This window comes from Mucilaginibacter gracilis, assembly GCF_003633615.1.
GTDB classification, from domain to species: Bacteria; Bacteroidota; Bacteroidia; order Sphingobacteriales; family Sphingobacteriaceae; genus Mucilaginibacter; species Mucilaginibacter gracilis.
Genome location: NZ_RBKU01000001.1, coordinates 1,833,830 through 1,850,798, shown reverse-complemented (window position 1 = coordinate 1,850,798; position 16,969 = coordinate 1,833,830). Strand labels below are relative to the sequence as shown.

The window sequence follows — 16,969 nt, the reverse complement described above, 5'->3', positions numbered from 1 at the left end:
TGTAGCCAAATTAAGCCTGGCCTTGTTAGTTAAATTTGATTTTAATTTAAAAAATTATAATCGGTTTAGTACAGATTATATATAATAATACTAAATATCAAACAACTTATCAATTACGATACAATGGCATTTAATGTACCCTTGTTGAGGCAATTATAATACCTATAAACCGCGTACTACCGTAATAAACCAACCATTTATTACTCAATTAATACCGATATATAACCAATAAACTTAAATTAATGAGAAAAATTTTACTTCTTTTCACGGTGTTATTCACAATGCTTTTAGTTAAAGCAAACGCCCAAACCCGACAAATTACCGGATCGGTAACTGAAGAAGGTACCAAAGAGCCACTTCTTGGTGCCAGTATTAGTATTAAGGGAACAACACAAGGCACACAAGTGGGTGCAGATGGTAAGTATAAATTAAACATACCTGCAACCGGGAGCGTTGTATTGGTAGTGAGGTTTATAGGTTACAATTCGCAAGAAATTGCTGTAACAAAGCAAACCACAGTAAATGTTGTGTTAAAACCAAGCTCGGTTGAACTAAACGAAGTTGTTGCAGTTGGTTTCGCTACCGTTAGGCGGCGCGACCTTACGGGCTCCGTTTCGTCTGTAACAGCCAAGCAATTGCAGGATATTCCTGTAAGTTCTGCCGCCGAAGCGCTGGCAGGGCGTTTAGCAGGTGTACAGGTAACAAAATCAGAAGGTTCTCCAGATGCTGATATTAAGATCAGGGTACGTGGAGGCGGTTCTATCACCCAAGATAACTCTCCATTATATATTATTGATGGCGTACAGGTTGAGAACGGCCTTGCCGGCTTATCACCTCAGGATATTGAGTCGATAGACGTGTTGAAGGATGCGGCATCAACATCAATTTACGGCGCACGCGGCGCAAATGGCGTTGTCATTATCACCACAAAGGGTGGCCACGAACAAAAAACCAGTGTAGCGTACAATGGTTTTGCCGGCGTAAGTACGTTGGCAAAAGAGTTGCCAGTACTTAGCCCGTATGATTTTGTTGTATACCAATGGGAAAGAAACCGTTTCGCATCCGACAGTACCACTAACTTTATCCCAGACTATGGCTCAACATGGGCTGGCTTAGATGCTTATAAAAACACACCTGCTGTAGATTGGCAAAAAAGGGCTTTAGGGCTTCATGCCGCACAACAATCGCATAACATCAGCATCACCGGCGGCACAAAAGCTACGCAGTTTAATATCAGCTATACCAATACGGAGCAAAATGGTACGGTTATCAATTCCGACTATGGCCGTAATTTGCTAAATTTCCGGTTTGACCATACCGCTTCAGATCATTTTAAAGTTGGCGTTAATGTACGTTATAACGATCAAATCGTTCATGGCGCGGGTACTTCAAACTCCGGTAGTTCAACCTATAACGGGCTTCGTAACAGCGTAAAATATCGCCCATTTGATATTCCTGGTCAATCTGCCGATACGTATGATCCTAATTATTTGGCCGAAACACTTGCAGCAGGTAATAACGTAGGTGTACTTAACCCTATTGTTAACTCAAACGCACAATACAGGGCTTCCGCAACAACTATACTTGATTTAAACGGATATGTTAATTACATTTTTAACAAGTATGTACAGTTTAAATCAACATTAGGGTTAGACTATAATACGCAAAAACAAAACGCTTTTGATGATGTGGTTACCTTTAACGCTAAGTTAAATGGTGGTGGTTTGCCCATTTTAACACTGGCAAGTTTAAACAACAACACTGCCAATTTATCCAACGTATTATCATTTAGCAATGCGGCTGCAGATCCTAAGCATAGCGATTTTAGTATTCTTTTAGGTAATGAGTTTTATAACCAAAATGCAAATGGTTTATCTTCAACTTACAAAACCTTTCCTAATGGCGTAACTTCTACAGATGCTATTAACCAACCAAATCTTGGTGTTCTGGCTGTTAGCAACCCTGTTCCAACCAACTATACCAATCATTTGGTATCATTTTTTACCAGGGTAAATTACGCGTTCGATAAAAAGTATCTTGCTCAGTTTACCATCCGTGCCGATGGTTCGTCAAAGTTTGCTGATGGTAACAGATGGGGATATTTCCCATCGGGCTCATTTGCCTGGAAATTATCCGACGAGAAATTTATGCAAAACTTTAAAGCTTTATCAAGCATTAAAGTAAGGTTAAGCTATGGCACATCGGGTAACAACCGTATTAACGATTACCTTTACCAAACAGCCTTTTACGCTAATACCTTATACAGCCTTAATGAAAACACAGGTAATTTAGGCTTTAGCTCAACATCGTTAGCAAACCTTAATTTAAAGTGGGAAACAACAGTTTCTAAAAATATAGGTTTGGATTTTGGCATCCTGAACGATAGGATACAGGTGTCGTTGGATGCTTATCGTAATAACACTAAAGATCTGTTGTTAAATGCCAGCATTCCAACAAGTTCGGGTTATACAACACAGTTTCAAAATATTGGCCAAACCCAAAACCAGGGCCTCGAGGTTCAATTAAATGCTACAGTACTACACAGTAAAGCTTTTAACTGGACAGCCAACTTTAACATTGCCTACAACGAAAACAAAATTATCGCATTGGCATCTGGCCAAAACTCTTTTCTGCAATCGTCTGGTTATGGCGTTTCAGGAACACCTTCCGACTTTATAGTACAAGTTGGTCAGCCCGTTGGTATGGTATATGGTTATGTTAGCGATGGCTTTTATACGACCAATGATTTTGATTACGATCCATCAAGTAAAAAATACACTTTAAAAGCAGGGCCTAATTATGTTGATGCATCAAAAATTATAGGTACACCTTTCCCCGGGATGACCAAGTTTAAAATAACTTCGGCAAACCCCACCTATAACGCCAACGGTAACCCGGTACTATCAACTGCCGATCAAACCACTCTGGGCAATACAGTGCCTAAATTTACAGGCGGTTTAAACCAACAGTTTACCTACAAAGGGTTTGATTTGAGCTTTTTTGTAAACTTCCAGGCCGGAGGTAAGGTATTTAATGCAAACGCTATCGAGTTTACCAACGGCTATACCTCAAATACCAACCTATTGGCAAGTGCGGCTGGCAGATGGAGAACTATAGATGGTAACGGTGTGCAGGTTGAAAACACAGGTACCGCTACAGGCGCATCGCCCGATGTGCTTAATGCCATTAACGCAAATGCTACGCAGCCTGTGCCTATTACGGGGCCTGCACAGTACTATGCAGCTTCCAAATTTGTAGAAAGCTCGTCATTTATTCGTTTAAACAATTTAACAGTAGGGTACACCTTCAAAAACGATTTGTTGAAGAAAATAAAAGTGAGTAAACTTAGAATATATGCTACAGGCAATAACATTGCCATTATAACTGGTTACTCCGGTTATGATCCCGACGTAAATACACGGAGGGCAACCAGTTTAACCCCAGGCGTTGATTATGCTGCTTATCCACGCAGCCGCACCTTTCTTTTGGGCGTAAACCTAAGTTTATAACATTAAAAATCACTTAAAATGAAAAAGAAATTAATATATAGTATTTTAATGGTGAGCGCGGTTTCGGCCACATCATTAATAAGTTCATGTAAAAAGTATTTAACAGAAACACCGCAGGCAGCTTTTTCACAACAGGCAGCTTTTGGTAACGTTTCGCTTGCAACGGATGTTGTGATGGGCGTGTATGCAAAACTGACCGGCGATTCGGGATATGGTATCAGGGTGAGCATGTATTACCCATACGATAGTGATGAAATATTGGGTGCCCCCAATACCTCAGCCACGCTGGACGGCGACCGCCGGGATATTGCCAGATACGGCGCAACGGCTTCAAACGCCCAAATAGAGGCACCGTTTGAAGGATTATATACAGGTATTGAAAGGGCTAACATTTGCATTAAATACATTCCCTTAATGCCACAATATACCAATGGTACTGCTGCCGACCAGGCTGCATTAAAAAGGTTATACGGCGAAGTGTTAACCCTGCGTGCTCAATTTTATTTTGAACTGATAAGAAACTGGGGTGATTTGCCTGCACAGTTTGTACCATCTGCTGATATGCCAACATTGGTTATTCCTAAAACCAACCGCGATGTTATTTACGATCACTTGCTAAATGACTTATTAACTGCCGAACCATTACTTCCGTGGAGAACAGACAATGGTGTAGCCCGCGATGAGCGGATTACAAAGGGCGTTGCCAAAGGACTAAGAGCCCGTTTGGCTCTGTTTAGAGGCGGTTACTCATTAAGAAATGACACCAAAATAATGGAGCGCCGGTCGGACTTTTTAAAATACTATCAGATAGCTAAAGATGAGTGTGCCGACGTTATAGCAAGCAATGCGCACAGCCTTAATGCAAGCTACCAGGCCTTATGGAAAAATTATGTTTGTGCACACACGCTTGACCCTAATGGCGAGATTATGTTTGAAGTTGCAATGGCTGGCGGCAGCGGCATTAGCGATAGTAAATTAGGCTACTACAATGGCCCAAGGCTTACCAATGCTGCTTCGGCTGCTACAACCGGTACTATCACAACATATGGTAACTCAACATTGTTAGTTTTGCCAACCTATTTTTATTCTTTTGATCCCAACGACACACGGAGAGATGTAACTGTTGCTCCTTATTATTTTAATCTCGATGGCTCTAAAGTACTGCAAAAACTGGTGGGTATGTTTGATGGCAAATTTAGAAGAGATTGGATAACCAACCCATCGTTTAATAGTTCTGCAAGCTTTTTAACCCAGTATTTTGGTTTAAACTGGCCAATATTGCGTTACTCGGATATTTTATTAATGTATGCCGAGGCTGATAACGAAATAGGTAATGGCCCGTCAACAAATGCTATCGCCTACTTCAATCAGGTTCGCAGCCGGGGGTTTGGCGGTGCAGCTATTGGCGTTACACCAACTACACACGATGCCTTCTTTACAGCTATTCAAAACGAGCGCTTTTTTGAATTTGGCGGCGAAGGTATTCGCAAATATGATTTGATCCGCTGGAATTTATTGAACACCAATTTAACAGCAACAAGGGCAAACCTGGCATTAATGATGAACAAACAAGCTCCTTATGCTTCCTTGCCGCAATCCATGTATTATTTACCCGGCCAGCAAACTGTAGTATATGGTAATTCATTATATGCGCCAACGCCGTCGGCAACGCCAACCGGTTATACAAAAATTGCCTGGGTTAGTTCAATAACCAATACAGGTACCGTGCCCTATATTGATTTTGTTGCTAAGTATTTTACACCAAACCATAGCGAGTTGCTGCCTATTCCGCAGCCCTCGTTAGATGCAAACCCGCTTTTAACGCAAAATCCGGGGTATTAATTTTATACCACATTGTTACACACAAGGCCGCTTTAAAAAGGCGGCCTTTTTTTAATTTACAACTGTTTTAATCTGCACTAATTATCATACCTGTTTAAATGAAACATTTACTGCTTAAAACTATTCCGGTTATGCTGTTATGCTCGCTTATGGCATTTAAGGCGACGCAAAATAACATTAAAGTTTACCTCATCGGCGATTCAACCATGGCCAATAAGCAAGTGAAGGCTTACCCCGAAACTGGCTGGGGAATGCCTTTTGCATGGTTTTTTGATAAAACGGTTACGGTTGATAACCGCGCGCAAAATGGCCGGAGTACCAAAACCTTTATTAACGAAAACCTTTGGGAACCCGTTGAACGCGAACTGAAGGAAGGCGACTATGTTTTGATACAATTTGGCCATAACGATGAAGTGCCTACCAAGGCCAGTTACATTAACGAGGCCGGTTTTAAAACCAACCTTATTAAATTTATTACCGAAAGCCGCAATAAAAAAACCACCCCGGTATTAATTACACCCGTTGCCAGGCGCAGGTTTGATGCCGACGGCAAAGTGCAAGCCTCTCACGATGTATATTCGGCCATAGTGCGTAGCGTTGCCGCCGAACAGAATGTACCCCTGATAGATTTGGATAAAGAGAGCCAGGCCCTGCTGCAAAAGCTTGGTGCCGAAAACTCAAAAATGCTATACAACCATTTAGCTCCCGGCGAAAACCCTAACTACCCCGACGGCAAAGACGACGATACTCACTTTAACGAACTCGGTGCCCGCAAAATGGCCCAAATAGTGTTAGCCTATATTAAAGCCCTCAAACTTGAGCTTGCCGACAGAATTGTAAAGGGCGCCAACAAGGCCGCCGTTAACCCACAGGCTAAATGAAAAAAGCAACTTTACTTAGCATCTTCTTCTTTTTTTTTGTAACCGTAAAGGCTCAAAAAAAAATTATTGTTGCCTTAGATGGCAGCGGCGATTACCAAACCGTGCAACAGGCCATTAACGCCGTACCCGATAACAGCAATACCGAAACCGAGATATTGATAAAAAAAGGCACCTATAAAGAAAAACTGGTACTGCCGGCCTCAAAAAAAGAGGTTCATTTTATTGGCGAAGACGCAACCAATACCATACTTACCTATGATGACTACGCCGGCAAAAAAGACACAAGCGGCAAAGACCTCGGAACATCCCGCTCGGCAAGTTTTTATATTTATGGTGCCGGCTTTACGGCTAAAAATATAACTTTCCAAAACTCGGCTGGCCCGGTTGGGCAGGCCGTAGCGGTTTATGTAGCCGGCGATAGGTGCTGCTTTATTGGCTGCCGTTTCCTCGGTTTTCAGGATACCGTTTACACCTATGGCCGCGGCACACGCGAGTATTATAAAAATTGCTACATAGAAGGCACTACCGATTATATTTTTGGTGCCTCTACCGCATTGTTTGAGGGCTGCCAACTTTTTTGCAAAAGCGGCGGGTATTATTTAACCGCTGCATCTACTTTAGATACCACTGCCTACGGTTACGTTTTTATCAAATGCAAAATTACAGGCAACGCACCAGATAACAGCTATCACCTGGGCCGCCCCTGGCGGCCATACGCCAAAGTGGTTTACCTGTATTGCGAGATTGACAGCATGATAAAACCCGAAGGCTGGGACAATTGGCGCAATCCGGAAAACGAAAAAACCGCCTATTATGCCGAGTATAAAAACACCGGCCCGGGCTATCAACCCAATCAACGCGTAACCTGGAGCCATCAGCTAACCGATGCCGAGGCCAGCAAATACACAATGAAACAAATACTGAGAGACTGGAATCCCGATTCAAAATAAAACACTTCACCAATAAAATATCTTCATGAAAAAAATATTAACCCTTTCTGCATGCATACTTAGTGTTTGCACCGCACAACTAAAGGCACAACAAACCGCCAAATACTCGTGGAGCAACTTGCCAAAAGCTGCCGTTCCGGTATTTAAAACAGATACTTTTAACATTGTAAAATATGGCGCCGTTGCCGATGGCATCACCCTCAATACCAAAAGTATTAATGCCGCCATTACAGCTTGCAGTGCGCAGGGCGGCGGCGTAGTTTTAATACCGCAAGGCTTATGGATAACCGGGCCCATTGTACTAAAAAGCAATGTTAACCTGTATGTTAGCCGCGCCGCATTGGTACAGTTTACTGCCGATAAAAGCCAATACCCATTAGTGGAAGGCAATTACGAGGGGCATGCCTCGGTGCGTAACCAATCGCCGGTATCGGGTACAGATTTGGTTAACGTTGCTATTACCGGCGGAGGCATTATGGATGGTAACGGTACCGGAATATGGCGCGCCATTGGTAAAGACAGGCTAACCGATGCCGAATGGAAACAACTGGTAGCTTCGGGAGGCGTGGTAAGCGAGAATGGCAAAAGCTGGTACCCATCAGAGGCTTATGCCAAAGGCAATACCATTAAGGATGTAAGTTTAATACAAGCCGGTAAAAGCCTGAGCGATTATGCCGAGTATAAAGATTTTTACCGCCCTAACATGGTAGTGTTAACGGGTTGCAAAAAGGTATTGCTTAGTGGTACAACCTTCCAAAACTCGGCTAACTGGTGCCTGCATACTTTAATGTGCCAAGATGTAACGTTAACCGATGTACACGTACGTAACCCCTGGAACGCGCAAAACGGCGATGCTATAGATGTTGAAAGCTGCAAAAATGTACTGATAGAAAACAGCACGTTTGATGCCGGTGACGATGGATTATGCATCAAATCGGGCCGAGACGAGGAAGGCCGCAAACGTGGCATCCCAACCGAAAACGTTTTACTGCGCAACAACATTGTTTACCGCGCTCATGGCGGCTTTGTAATTGGCAGCGAAATGAGCGGCGGCGCGCGCAATATTTTTGTTACCGACTGTACCTTTATAGGCACCGATATTGGCCTCCGTTTTAAAACCGTCCGTGGCCGCGGCGGCCTGGTTGAAGATATTTACATTAAAAACATAGCCATGCGCAACATTATAGGCGAGGCAATTTTGTTTGATATGTATTACATGACTAAAGGCGGCTCAACGCTGGGCATCAAAAACATCCCAGAACCTACCGAGGCTACGCCGCAGTTTAAAAATTTTTATGTAAGTAATGTAGTTTGCGATGGTGCCGAACGGGCAATTTTAGTTCGTGGTTTGCCCGAGATGAGTATCAAAAACATTTATCTGGAAAACATGGTGCTAAAAGCCAACACAGGTGTACAACTAATTGAAGCCAATAACATTAGCCTCAAAAACATTACGCTGGAAACTAAAGATACCAAGCCGCTAATTTATGTAGAAAGCAGCACCAACATTAACCTGAGTGGTATTAAATATACCAGTGCCGAACAATTGATAAGCATAGCGGGTGAAAGATCGGCAAATGTAACTTTGTCAAATACCAACACGGCCAATTCAAAAAACAAGCCCGATTTTACAAGCGGTGCCGATGCCAAAATGCTCACCATTAAATAAGCTACAACATCATGAAAAAACTATCTGTTTTTTTATTGCTTTTACTGTCGGCAGCGGTAGTGATGGCGCAGGCCACCATTTTTCCAAAAGATATTACGGTGGCCCTTGATGGTAGCGGTAACTACAAAACCATACAAGAAGCGGTAAATTCGGTAAGAGATTTTGGGCAAAAAGTAACCATACACATCAAAAAGGGCATTTATCACGAAAAACTGGTTGTGCCCGCCTGGAAAACCCAGATTACCCTGCTTGGCGAAGACAAGGAAAATACCATTATTACCAATAACGATTATTCGGGCAAAGCGGTGCCGGGCGGTAAGGATATGTTTGGTAAAGATAAGTTTACCACCTATACATCGTACACGGTACAAATACAGGGCGATGATTTTACTGCCCAAAACTTAACAATTGAAAACACCGCGGGCCGCGTTGGCCAGGCCGTAGCCCTTGATGTTGAGGCCGATAGGTGCCGGTTTATTAACTGTAAATTACTGGGCAATCAGGATACGCTGTACACCAGTAACGAAAACAGCCGCCAGTATTACCAGGACTGCTACATTGAAGGCACTACCGATTTTATTTTTGGCGAGGCTACCTGTGTATTTCAAAGTTGCACTATCAAAAATTTAACAAATTCGTTTATCACAGCGGCATCAACAACGGCCCGGCAAAAATTTGGCTTTGTATTGTTTGATTGTAAGTTAATTGCCGATACCTCGGTAAACAAGGCTTATTTAGGCAGGCCGTGGCGTGCGTATGCTAAAACGGTTTTCATCCGCACCCAAATGGGCGCTCATATTACCCCCGAGGGATGGAACCCCTGGAAAGGCGATGCCTTATTTCCCGACAAGGATAAAACAGCCTACTATGCCGAGTATAAAAGCACCGGCCCGGGTGCAAACGCACAAGGCAGGGTAAAATGGAGCCATCAATTAACCGATAGTGAATTTAAGCAGTATACGCTTAACAATATATTACCTGGCTGGAACCCGCTGTTACCCTAAACAGCAAGCCCAATCAATGCCGGTTGGTACACACCCGGCATTGATTTTTATGCAACTGTTAACGCAAAGTTTTTTACTATTGCATTTATACAACTTATTTACCAAAATGAAATCATCCCTGGCAGTAGCACTCACGCTCATAACAGTTGCGGCATGGGCACAAAAAAAGCCGGTTACCACACTAGCGGCGCCCAAAAACGTTTCAAAAGTTTGGGTAGCCGATCAAGGAAATGGCACCTATAAAAACCCTATCCTCAATGCCGATTACAGCGACCCCGATGCTATCCGCGTAGGAAATGATTTTTACCTCGTTTCATCAAGCTTTGAGGATATGCCAGGTTTGCCCATACTCCACTCCAACGATTTGGTTAACTGGACAATTATTGGTCACGCATTGTTTCGCCAGCCACCGTTTGAGCATTTTGCTAAACCACAGCATGGCAACGGCGTTTGGGCACCGGCTATCCGTTACCACAACGGCGAGTTTTATATTTACTACCCCGATCCGGATTATGGTATATACTTAATTAAAGCTAAAAACCCGGCAGGGCCATGGAGCAACCCCGTTATGGTTTATGCAGGCTTGGGTTTAATTGACCCCTGCCCGTTATGGGATGCCGATGGTTCTGTTTACCTGGTACACGGCTGGGCAGGTAGCCGCGCCGGTATTAAAAGCATTATAAGCATCAACAAGCTCAATGCCGAAGGCACCCAGGTAATTGACGAAGGCGTAATGGTTTATGACGGGCACGATAACGACCCAACCGTTGAAGGGCCTAAAATTTACAAACGTAACGGTTACTACTACATATTTGCTCCGGCAGGCGGTGTTTCCACGGGCTATCAATTAGTACTTCGGTCTAAAAACATCTACGGCCCTTACCAGCGCAAAGTTGTTATGGACCAGGGCAAAACAACAATAAACGGCCCCCACCAGGGTGCCTGGGTTGATACCCAAACGGGCGAAGATTGGTTTTTACATTTTCAGGATAAAGGGCCTTATGGCCGCGTTACGCACTTACAACCCATGAAATGGGTTAACAACTGGCCCGTTATTGGTGCCGACCCAAACAGCACCGGCAAGGGCGAACCTGTACTTACCTACAAAAAACCTAACCTAGGCAAAGTATACCCCATAGAAACCCCGGTAGAAACAGACGAGTTTAACGATATACAACTTGGTATGCAGTGGCAGTGGATGGCAAACCCAAAATCAACCTGGTTTACAACAACCAATATGGGCTATTTAAGGCTATTTAGTTACATGCCTGCCGATACCGTTAAAAACCTTTGGGGCGCACCAAACATATTGCTGCAAAAACCACCCGCAGAGGAGTTTATGGCTACTACCAAATTTACCTTTAAACCTAATCCAAAATTAGAGAACGAGCGCGCCGGTTTAACGGTAATGGGTTTAAGCTATGCCGGCCTGGCCCTAAAAAGTAAAAAAGATGGTATTTATTTGGTTACCCTTAACTGTAAAGATGCCGAAAAAGGTAACGCCGAAAAAGAAGAAACGCTGATGAAGGTTGAAAGCCCAACTATTTATTTTAGGGTAACGGTAACCACCGGCTTTAAATGCCGTTTTAGCTACAGCCCTAACGGACTTAATTTTACCCCGGCCGGCAACGAGTTTACAGCCGAAGTTGGCAAATGGATAGGCGCCAAGGTTGGCATTTTTTGCACACGCAACATACAAATCAACGATTCGGGCTATGCCGATTTTGATTGGTTCCGGGTAGAACCCGCCAAATAAACGGTCTGCCGTTATACTTATACTTTATGGGGTGCAATGCTTAAAATAAGCATTGCACCATACGCGTAACACCCAAAACATTAACGGCCAATCCCCAAAAGGGCCGCTTTAAACCATTGCCATTAAAATAGTTAATGCATTTTTAATGTAAATAATAAGGCAAATAATATAAAAATCTTTAATATTACAAGCCAAAATAAACCATTGATTATTAAATTAGTCTATCCAATTACTACCTACTCAAACACATCAAATGCGAATCAAATTAACCGTTATTAAGCTAATCGTTCTGCTTAACTTAGCCACTGCATTGGCCTGGGCACAGGCACCCGCCCCTGCAGCCATTAATGCCCTCGTGCAAAAAATAACCGCATATAATAATGCAATGCCTACCGAAAAGGTTTTTTTACAGTTAGATAAACCGTACTACTCAACAGACGATACGGTATGGTTTAAAGGCTATTTAATGAGCCCCGCAATAACGTATTCGCCTTTAAGCAGCCGCCTTTACATCGAATTGCTTAATGACAGCAATGCCGTTATGAAGCGATACGTTTTTCCGGTAGGCGTTGGCCTAACCTGGGGCGCTATACCGCTTGATGCCAGTTACATACACGAAGGCACATATACCATACGCGCATACACCAACTGGATGCGTAATTTTGGCGACGATTATTTTTTTAAGAAGAGCTTTTATGTAAACAACAAAGGCGAAAATACATGGCTGGTTAATGTAAGCCCATCGTTAACTAACGATGCCGGTAAAGACAATGTTAAACTTGCGCTAAAATTTTCGAGCCTGGATAATAAAAATCCGGGCCTGCGCGATATGCAGTTAAAAGTAGTTAACGGCAAAAAAGTACTTTTGCGAAGTACGGCTCAAACCGCTGCCGACGGCACCATGAAGGTTGATTTTACGCTACCGCCACAAACCAATCTCAAAAACCTTAATGTTATAGCTCAGGATAAAGAAGATAAAACCCGCACCGCTTTAATACCAATAGGCGTAAACCGATCTCAGGATGTTGATTTACAATTTATGCCCGAAAGCGGATCGCTTGTAGCCAGCATACCCTCCCATGTGGGCTTTAAAGCCACCGGCGAAGACGGCAAAGGCATTGCTATAAAAGGTACAGTATATGATAACAACCATAACGAAGTAGCCATCATTAACACAGTGCGGAACGGTATTGGCACTTTTGATATTACCCCGCAACCTAACTCGTCCTACACTGCCGAAATAACTATACCCGGCGGTGCAAAAAAAACAGTACCCTTGCCTGCTATTTTAAAAACGGGCAGCATTTTAAGGGTACGCAACGGGTTGGATAAAGACACCCTTACGGTATCACTTTACAACACTGCCGAGCAAAATGTGCAATCTAAATACTATCTTATTGGTATTGCACGTGGCGTAGTTTGCTACGGCGCATCGTTATCGTTCAATAACAATTACTTTACCACCCACATACCCAAAAGTCTTTTCCCTACCGGGGTGGCACACTTTATTTTATTAAACGCCGCCGAGCAACCTATAAACGAAAGGGTAACGTTTATTAACCATAACGACAACTTAAAAATTGATATTAAAACCGATGCCCAAACCTTTGCATCAAGAGATAGCATACCTGTACACATCACCGTTAAAGATGCCGAAGGCAAACCCGTTATAGGCAGTTTTTCGATGGCTGTAACCGATGATAACCAGGTTAAGGCCGAAACTGCAGCTTCAGACAATATTATGTCGCACTTACTGCTCTCTTCGGATCTTAAAGGTTATGTTGAAGATCCTACTTACTACTTTCAACATACCGATGAGGCCTGGAAAGCACTGGATGCCTTACTGCTAACCCAGGGCTGGGTAGGCTACGATCTGCGAAAAATAAACCAGCCTATAAAGCGCGACTATGATGCCGAATACGAGTTTATGGTTAAAGGTACAGTTACCAATTTATTTAACAAACCAATAAGCAATTCGAGCGTATTGTTACTAAGCAAGGGCAAACAAAACTTTGTTAAAGATACCACCACCAATAAAGAAGGGCGCTTTACATTTAAAAACTTCCCGCCAATTGATAAATCAACCTTTATCATTACAGCGCGAAATGCGCGGGGTAAAGTAGTTAACGGAGGTATCTCGGTTGACGAAAAAAACCAAAGCCCGGTAAATTCGGGGAGCCCTATCCTATTAGATCCATGGAATGTAAATACCGATACCACGTTGTTAAACTACGTAAAATCAAACAAAAGCTACCATGCAACTTTAGATAGAGCAGTACTTGGCACCTCGGGTAAATTGCTTAGGGCGGTAAATATTAAAGATCGGGCGTATATTAAGGGTTCGCAAAACTTAAACGGGCCGGGCAGTGCCGATCAAACCATCACCGAAGACGTATTGGTTAATGCCGGCCGGGTAAGCTTGCTTGATGTAATTACCAGTAAGGTAAAAGGCTTCCGCACCGGTTTTCATAAAGATAGCTCGGCAAGTACCAGTGCCCGAAGTAGTTTCGGCGCAAGCGGCGCATCACGGTCGAGCTCACCTAACCTCGAGTATTTTCTTAAAGATAAACGCGTGCATTTTGTATTCGACGGAATTGATCTGGATAAGTTTTACGAGCCCGTTGGCGGCCAGCCAAACGAGCATTACGAATACCAGAAACAATACCTGGACTATATATCGGCCGAAGACATATTGGGTATAGAGGTAAATTACACCAACAATGCCTTATACAACGTGCGCAACATCGATAACGTTGACGATTTATTGGCAGCCACTCCTACTGGCCCTGTAGGCTCGGATATTGCTTACCTTGAAATAACAACCCGTGCCGGTAACGGTCCGTTTATTCAAAGGGCAACAGGTATATACATTTACAAGCCGCTCCCTATTGCCGAATACAAGCAATTTTACAAACCACGTTATCCCGTAAAAGATGCCCCGCGCACCTATTCCGATTTGCGTTCTACCATTCACTGGGAACCAAACGTCATTACCACTAAAAATGGCACTTCAACCATCGGCTTTTATGCTGCCGATAAACCAACACACTACACCATTATACTCGAAGGCAGTGATATGAGCGGCAGAGTAGGTTACCAAACCACAGGTGTTACTATTGGTGGCAATACACAATAAGCCGTTATACAAGTAACATATTTTGCCTTTGCGCAAAAAAACAAATAGGTTACCAATTACCAATAAAACAAGAAAGCCCTGATCCACAGATCGGGGCTTTCTTGTTCACTACATTAGTATTCAAATCATTTTTACCAAACCTTAACGCGGTCTTTCTCTTCGCGGTAAAGTTTGCTGCCTGGTTTAATGTTAAAGGCTTTATAAAACTCCGGCATGTTAGATAGCGGGCCATTTACACGGAACATTTCCGGAGAGTGCGGGTCGGTGTTGATACGCATTCTCATAGTCTCATCGCGGTTTTTAATGCGCCAAACCTGGCCAAATGATAAAAAGAAACGCTGATCGGGTGTTAAACCATCAATCTTTTTATCGCTTTTACCTTGCTCGGTATTTTTAAACGCCTGGTATGCAATGGCTAAACCACCAATATCGGCAAGGTTTTCGCCTTGTGTAAGCGAGCCGTTTACATGCAGGTTGTTTAACAAAGTATATTTGTCGTATTGGTCAATAACCAATTGCACTTTGGTTTTAAACTTAGCTGCATCTTCTGGTGTCCACCAATCCTTCAGGTTACCGTCTTTATCATACTGCCTGCCTTGATCGTCAAAACCATGTGTCATTTCGTGACCAATAACCGCACCTATGGCACCGTAATTAACAGCATCATCGGCATCCTTATCAAAGAAAGGGAACTGCAATATACCTGCCGGGAAAACAATCTCGTTAAAGGCTGGGTTGTAATAAGCGTTAACGGTTGGCGGTGTCATCCCCCACTCTGTTTTATCAACAGGTTTACCCATTTTGCCAACCATCTCTTTGTAGTTATGCTTCTCGATAGATTGGACGTTTTTGTAATAAGTACCCTTGTTAATGGTTACATCATCATACTTTTTCCATTTATCGGGATAGCCAATTTTTTTGGTGAAGGCATCCAGTTTGGCTAAAGCGCGTTTTTTGGTATCGGGGCTCATCCAATCTAATTTTTCAATGCGCGAATGGTAAACCGATTGCAGATTATTCACCAAATCAAGCATTCTCTTTTTGGCATCAGCCGGAAAATATTTTTCTACATAAAGCTGGCCAAGCAATTCGCCCAGGTCATTATCAACTGTTGATACCATTTTTTTCCAACGCTCTTTTTGTTGTTTGGTACCACTTAGGGTTTTGCCAAAAAAATCAAAACGGGCATCTCTAAAGGCTTTGCTCAATGCATTGGCCGATCCGGTTAGCTCGTCAAATTTTAGCTTCTCTTTCCAAACTTCAATTGGCTGCGATTTTAACAAAGCATCCAGCGCCTGGAAATACTTAGGCTGGCCAACCAATACCGTATCAGTTTTTACCATTAGTTTGCTCAACACGCTTTTTAAATCAATATCAGGCACTTGCTTCTGGAAATCGGCAACGGTAAACTTATTATAATTTTTTACCGGGTCGCGCAGTTCAACAGGTGTTGAGTGCGATTGTGCAATTGCAGTTTCTAATTTAAAAATGTCATCGGCCTGTTTAGTGGCAGTGGCTGCGTTTACACCTGTTAACGTAAACAATTTTGCTATGTATTTTTTGTACTGGGCAATAATGTTAAGGCTAACGCTGTCGGTTTTAAAATAATAATCGCGGTTAGGCAGGTTTAAGCCATCCTGCGAAAAATTAACCGCATATTTAGTACTTATTTTATCATCAGGGCCAACACTAAAACCCAGCAAAGCACCTTCGCCGTCTTTGTAGCCATCGGCTAAATAATCAATTAGCTGCTTATAATCTTTAACAGCGTCAATTTTGGCAAGCACTGGTTTAAGAGGCTCGTAGCCTAATTTTTCAATAGCTACAGTATCCATACCACTGGCATACAGGTCGCCAACTTTTTGCTCAGGCGTTCCCTCGGTATTGGTTGATGCCGCAAGCCCGTCTAAAATTTTGCGCAGGTTTTTCTGGTTATCGTCATACAAAGTATAAAACGATCCCCAACCGGTTTCTGATGGTGGTATCTCAGTTTTTTTCATCCAGGCACCGCTGGCATATAAAAAAAAGTTATCGCCCGGGTTAACGGTAGTATCCATTCCGGATTTATCAAAAAATACCGTCCTGACGGGCACGTCCGATTCGGTTTTTGATTTGTTTGTACACGATGCAGCAACAACCGCAGGGATTGCCAGCCACACATAAGGTTTTAATTTCATGATGATAAATAAAATTTAAAGGAGGTCGAATTATAAAAACACTGG

Annotated in this window: 9 protein-coding genes; 8 read left to right on the top strand and 1 reads right to left on the bottom strand. The window is 42.9% G+C overall.

Annotated features, from left to right (window positions below; genetic code table 11):
* The first annotated feature begins 242 nt into the window (after positions 1 to 242).
* From BDD43_RS07950 to BDD43_RS07915, 8 genes are all read left to right on the top strand, one after another.
* Entirely contained in the window at positions 243 to 3,509 is a 3,267-nt protein-coding gene (locus BDD43_RS07950) for a SusC/RagA family TonB-linked outer membrane protein (RefSeq protein WP_121197174.1), read from the top strand.
* An 18-nt stretch (positions 3,510 to 3,527) separates the two neighbouring features.
* Positions 3,528 to 5,351: a RagB/SusD family nutrient uptake outer membrane protein gene (locus BDD43_RS07945; RefSeq protein ID WP_162847003.1), complete on the top strand. Its 1,824-nt coding sequence runs from the start codon at positions 3,528 to 3,530 to the stop codon at positions 5,349 to 5,351.
* Positions 5,352 to 5,449: 98 nt separating this feature from the next.
* The gene (locus tag BDD43_RS07940) at positions 5,450 to 6,232 is read left to right on the top strand and encodes a rhamnogalacturonan acetylesterase (protein ID WP_121197173.1); all 783 of its coding nucleotides are present in this window, start codon (positions 5,450 to 5,452) and stop codon (positions 6,230 to 6,232) included.
* Positions 6,229 to 7,182 carry a pectinesterase family protein gene (locus tag BDD43_RS07935; protein ID WP_121197172.1) on the top strand — a complete coding sequence of 318 codons (954 nt, stop codon included), beginning with the start codon at positions 6,229 to 6,231 and terminating at the stop codon, positions 7,180 to 7,182. Before BDD43_RS07940 ends, BDD43_RS07935 begins: the two co-directional genes overlap by 4 nt.
* A 25-nt stretch (positions 7,183 to 7,207) precedes the next feature.
* Positions 7,208 to 8,851 carry a glycoside hydrolase family 28 protein gene (locus tag BDD43_RS07930; protein ID WP_121197171.1) on the top strand — a complete coding sequence of 548 codons (1,644 nt, stop codon included), beginning with the start codon at positions 7,208 to 7,210 and terminating at the stop codon, positions 8,849 to 8,851.
* Positions 8,852 to 8,862: 11 nt separating this feature from the next.
* The gene (locus BDD43_RS07925; RefSeq protein ID WP_121197170.1) at positions 8,863 to 9,855 is read left to right on the top strand and encodes a pectinesterase family protein; all 993 of its coding nucleotides are present in this window, start codon (positions 8,863 to 8,865) and stop codon (positions 9,853 to 9,855) included.
* 106 nt (positions 9,856 to 9,961) lie between these two features.
* The gene (locus tag BDD43_RS07920; protein WP_121201923.1) at positions 9,962 to 11,611 is read left to right on the top strand and encodes a glycoside hydrolase family 43 protein; all 1,650 of its coding nucleotides are present in this window, start codon (positions 9,962 to 9,964) and stop codon (positions 11,609 to 11,611) included.
* 253 nt (positions 11,612 to 11,864) lie between these two features.
* Positions 11,865 to 14,747 (top strand): carboxypeptidase-like regulatory domain-containing protein, encoded by a 2,883-nt coding sequence (locus BDD43_RS07915; RefSeq protein ID WP_121197169.1) that lies wholly within the window; start codon positions 11,865 to 11,867, stop codon positions 14,745 to 14,747.
* A gap of 131 nt (positions 14,748 to 14,878) precedes the next feature.
* On the opposite strand, the gene BDD43_RS07910 is transcribed toward BDD43_RS07915, so the two are convergent.
* Positions 14,879 to 16,924 (bottom strand): M13 family metallopeptidase, encoded by a 2,046-nt coding sequence (locus BDD43_RS07910; protein ID WP_121197168.1) that lies wholly within the window; start codon positions 16,922 to 16,924, stop codon positions 14,879 to 14,881.
* Positions 16,925 to 16,969 lie beyond the last annotated feature (45 nt).